The sequence below is a fragment of the Bacillus cereus group sp. BfR-BA-01524 genome, from assembly GCF_022662595.1.
In the GTDB taxonomy this organism is placed as follows: domain Bacteria; phylum Bacillota; class Bacilli; order Bacillales; family Bacillaceae_G; genus Bacillus_A; species Bacillus_A thuringiensis_S.
Genome location: NZ_JAKUDW010000183.1, coordinates 1 through 4,180 on the forward strand (window position 1 = coordinate 1; position 4,180 = coordinate 4,180).

Sequence of the window (4,180 nt, forward strand, 5' to 3'; positions counted from 1 at the left end):
GAAGAACAAAAGAGACTTGATGAAGAAAAACGTAAACAGGAAGAATTAAAAAAACAACAGCAGGATTCAAACACAACACCAGCTTCTCAATCTAAACCAGAAGCAAAACCTGTACAAGGTGGTACCTGTACTATAAAGGGAAACAAAAACAGTAAGGGTGAAAAAATTTATCATATTCCTGGACAACAGTTCTATGATAAAACGAATGCTGAAGAGATGTTTTGTTCCGAAGCTGATGCACAGGCTGCAGGTTATAGAGCTTCAAAAAAATAAAATTAAAAGGCCGGCTCTTATTGATGTGCTCCCTAATTATTAGACACGAAAAACAATTAGAGGACATATCAATTATGGCCGGTTTTTCTTTCCACTTTACATACCAATGGACTTCATTGACATTTACATAGTATATTTCACTTTTGTTATTTTTTGATTTTTAAGAATTAATAAATAGCATACACACTTACAGTAAATGGTTCAGATGCATTTTTAGGATTCGCAATATATAATGATCTCGCTGATACTACACTTGTTCTATTACCACTTAAGACATCGCTAAAAACAACAGGATCTGTACCAGCAGATACATCTTTCATTACATTAAAGCTAACAAAATCCGGATCTCCTCCACCTTCAATTTCCCATTTTAAATATTTCGTTCCTGAAGGAAGGCTCTCAGTACTAAAGTTCCCACTTGAGCGGTTTTTTTGTCCATCTAAAGGTTTTGGTTGAGATAATACTGTTGCTACTAATTGTTGCGCTTTCGTTTCCATTAATATTCCCCATTTCTCAATTAAATTTTTATTAAGGTTACAATAGTAACCACCACCAAAATATATCATATATGTAAATTATAGTTATTGAGAAATTTCTTTTTTATTTTCCTTTAAATTACAATAGCATATACCCTTACATGAAAAGGAAGATTAGAACCATTAGGGCTTGCAATACAAAGACTGTTATTTTTTATCAAATTTGTTCGATTTCCACTTAATACATCTTTGAATATCGTAGTTCCCACCCCTTTTGTTACATTTTTCATAACATCAAAACTAATATGCTCTGCATTATCATCATTTTCTACTTCCCACTTTATAAACTTTGTTCCAGGAGGAAGTTTCTGAGTACTAAAAGTTTCACGAGGTATTACCGTTGCTATTAACTCTTGTGATTTAATTTCCATATTTCCTCTTCCTTTCTCCTTTACACCTTAACTTTTTACTTAAATATACATCCTAAAAAAAGATCATATATTGAGAAATTTATTATCTAGCTACACAAATAAAGATCCATCCCCACTAAAAGAGATGGATTTAAACATCATTTCACATACTCATTGGCTATATTTGCTGTTACATAGTATGTGTTTTTCTTTTGTTATTTTGTATCCATACAATAAACTCCTTACCTACACTTACAGTGCCAGCAACATCTTTATCTTGCCAACATGGAGATGAATTGGTCAAAACGCACAATTCCTGTACCTGAAGAAATGATAGAATTCTTAAAAAGGCAAAAGATAACGATTAATAAATAGAAATTAATACTTGTTTCTACTTATCAAAATTTTGATTTAATTGATTGTACTGAGTTTGCATCTCCTAAAAATAAATTCTTTTTAGCATTTTATTATAATCTATTAAATTAAATCCCACGAAATAGGTGTTCCTTTTATAATATCCTTACTCGCTTTCTTTCCGATAAATTTGGATAAGTGTTTTGGTAATAAGCCATTCCCTGGTCTAATAGCTTTAACATTTTCATTTGTAAAGACTTCTCCTTCTTTTATGTTTTCTACTACATATAATGATCTTCTAAATTTTAAAGAATCTTTTTCTATATCAGTAGGTCCATAATATACATTCCCCAAAGATTCCCATGCTTTTTCAGTTTCGCTTACTAATAATTTAAATTCAGCTGGTTCCATTGAAAATTTAGCATCAACTCCTCCATCCGACCTTGAGAGCGTTAAATGTTTCTCAATTACTGTAGCTCCCAAGGCAACACTTGCTACAGATACACCTACTCCCAGTGTATGATCGGATAAGCCCACCTGACAGTTAAATAACTCTTTCATATGAGGTATAGTAACTATATTTGTAGATTTTGGAGATGCAGGATACGTACTTGTACATTTTAATAGAATTATTTCTTTACACCCTTCTTCTCTCGCAGCCCTTACTGTTTCATCTAGTTCAGCAATTGAAGCCATACCTGTCGAAATGATTATTGGTTTTCCTGTTGCGGCTACTTTACGTATGAGGGGAATATCAGTATTTTCAAAAGATGCAATTTTATAACATGAAACATTTAATGTCTCTAGAAAGTCTACAGCTGTTTCATCAAAAGGCGTACTAAATGGTATCATTCCTAACTCTATACAGCGATCAAAAATTGGTTTATGCCACTCCCATGGTGTATATGCTTCTTTGTATAAATGATAAAGTGATTTGCCTTTCCATAAACTTTTCGTATCATGAATTAAAAAATCACCATTTTCTATATTTAAAGTCATTGTATCTGGTGTATATGTTTGAATTTTAAATCCTTGTGCCCCGGCCTCCGCAGCTGCCTCTACAATTTTCAACGCCCTATCTAATGATTGATTATGATTTCCTGACATTTCTGCAATAATAAATGGTGGCAAACTATTGCCAATCTCTCTACCTCCGATATATACATTACTCATTTTTGTCACCTTCAAGCTCTTTTTTTATAGATTCTCTTCTTTCCTCCCATTGTTCACGGGACAAGGTCATTGTAATGACATCAACATAATCATTTTCCCTATAAATATAATCTTCATATCTTCCCTCTTCTTGGAAACCAAGTTTCTGATGGAAATTTAAACTAATACGGTTTGATTCTATTATTTCTGCACATACTTTGTGTATGTCTTTGATTTCAAAAATAAAATCTAATGCTAATAAACCTAATACAGTTCCGGCACGTCTTACACTTTGCTTTTCACCTATATAAAATCCCCAATAACAAGTTCGATCCATTTTATCTATTTTTGTAAAATTAACAAATCCAATTGGTTTTTCTTTATATGTTAATAATCTTGCAACCTTTGTATCATCCATTACGAGTTTTTCATACCAATTTAAATGTTCGTCTATTGTTATTTGATGATTTTCATACATAACCGAGCGAATTTCTTTTGTATTCCGCCAATTTAAAATAAGTTCTAAATCTTTCTGTTCTAAACTTTCCAATTGAAAATCCCCAATATCTAACATACTATCCTCCTAAAATATTTTTTGCTATTTCATTTGTATTACTGGCACACTGTATAGAAAGAGCTTTATTAGACATTTCTTTCACTATTTTAGAATCTGATAAAAGTTTGTTTAGACATTTCGTAATTGCTTTATCCGAAACACTTTCAGCTGTACCAATATTCCATGTAGCTCCAACCTTCGCTACAGCCTTTGTTACTTCAATTTGATTTTGGGCAGTTGTAATTGTTATAGAAGGTAATCCAAGAAAGCATCGTTCCCATGTGGTTGTGCCCCCAGCTCCTATCCCTAAATCCGCTCGTACGAGAAGCTCTTCCATATTCTCTATTTGACAATAATATGAAGCGTTAGTAACACTCTTACAATAAGTTTGAATATCCTCTTTATGAGGATTTTGGCTACCTACCACAACGTCTATTTTTAAGTTATCTTTATTTATATTTTGTAAAGCTCTTAACGTTTTTAATGTCTCATTTGTTACATCATGGCCACCAAAAAAAATAAAAATCCTCTCAATTTTTCCTGTTCTTTTTCGTGAAATCTTCTTAGCTGCATGAAACTCTGGTCTTAATATAGCGTATTTAGGCCCCAATTTTACTAATGAGTGCTCTGGTATTAAATCTTTATAGCGACCATTAAGGTTATCATATAAATTTTGGTCTAGTAACAAATCACAGTCATGCATTCGATTTGCAAGATCATCGATTACCATAATTTTTCTTACACTTTTTCTTAAAGCAGACTCCCACTTATTATCTAATCCATAATGATCAACAATTAACCAATCACACTTGGGAAGTTGCGACAAAATATCATTGGTCTGCTGCGCATCAACAAACCAATGATATTTTAGCCAATTTAAATAACTCCCGTTTTTTGCACTTAAGAAATTCGTATTTTCACCATCTCCATCTAATACATACACATGAAATCCTTTATTT

General features: G+C 32.3%; 6 protein-coding genes. 1 reads left to right on the top strand and 5 read right to left on the bottom strand.

Going from position 1 to position 4,180, the window contains the following annotated elements; translation table 11 throughout:
- The coding region (locus MR170_RS29860) for a sunset domain-containing protein (RefSeq protein WP_481746795.1) at positions 1 to 273 on the top strand (273 nt) is incomplete at its 5' end.
- A 167-nt stretch (positions 274 to 440) separates the two neighbouring features.
- On the opposite strand, the gene MR170_RS29865 is transcribed toward MR170_RS29860, so the two are convergent.
- The 5 genes from MR170_RS29865 to pseG form a co-directional block, all read right to left on the bottom strand.
- Positions 441 to 770 (bottom strand): hypothetical protein, encoded by a 330-nt coding sequence (locus MR170_RS29865; protein WP_000448094.1) that lies wholly within the window; start codon positions 768 to 770, stop codon positions 441 to 443.
- 113 nt (positions 771 to 883) lie between these two features.
- A complete protein-coding gene (locus MR170_RS29870) occupies positions 884 to 1,180 on the bottom strand; it encodes a hypothetical protein (RefSeq protein ID WP_000404020.1) in 297 nt (98 codons plus the stop codon).
- 456 nt (positions 1,181 to 1,636) lie between these two features.
- The gene (gene pseI / locus MR170_RS29875) at positions 1,637 to 2,686 is read right to left on the bottom strand and encodes a pseudaminic acid synthase (protein ID WP_242310495.1); all 1,050 of its coding nucleotides are present in this window, start codon (positions 2,684 to 2,686) and stop codon (positions 1,637 to 1,639) included.
- On the bottom strand, positions 2,679 to 3,239 hold the full coding sequence (pseH, locus tag MR170_RS29880) for a UDP-4-amino-4,6-dideoxy-N-acetyl-beta-L-altrosamine N-acetyltransferase (RefSeq protein ID WP_242310497.1): 561 nt from the start codon (positions 3,237 to 3,239) through the stop codon (positions 2,679 to 2,681). The genes pseI and pseH overlap by 8 nt, the downstream gene beginning before the upstream one ends.
- Before the next feature lies 1 nt (position 3,240).
- On the bottom strand, positions 3,241 to 4,180 hold a 940-nt coding region (gene pseG / locus MR170_RS29885; RefSeq protein WP_242310499.1), incomplete at its 5' end, for a UDP-2,4-diacetamido-2,4,6-trideoxy-beta-L-altropyranose hydrolase.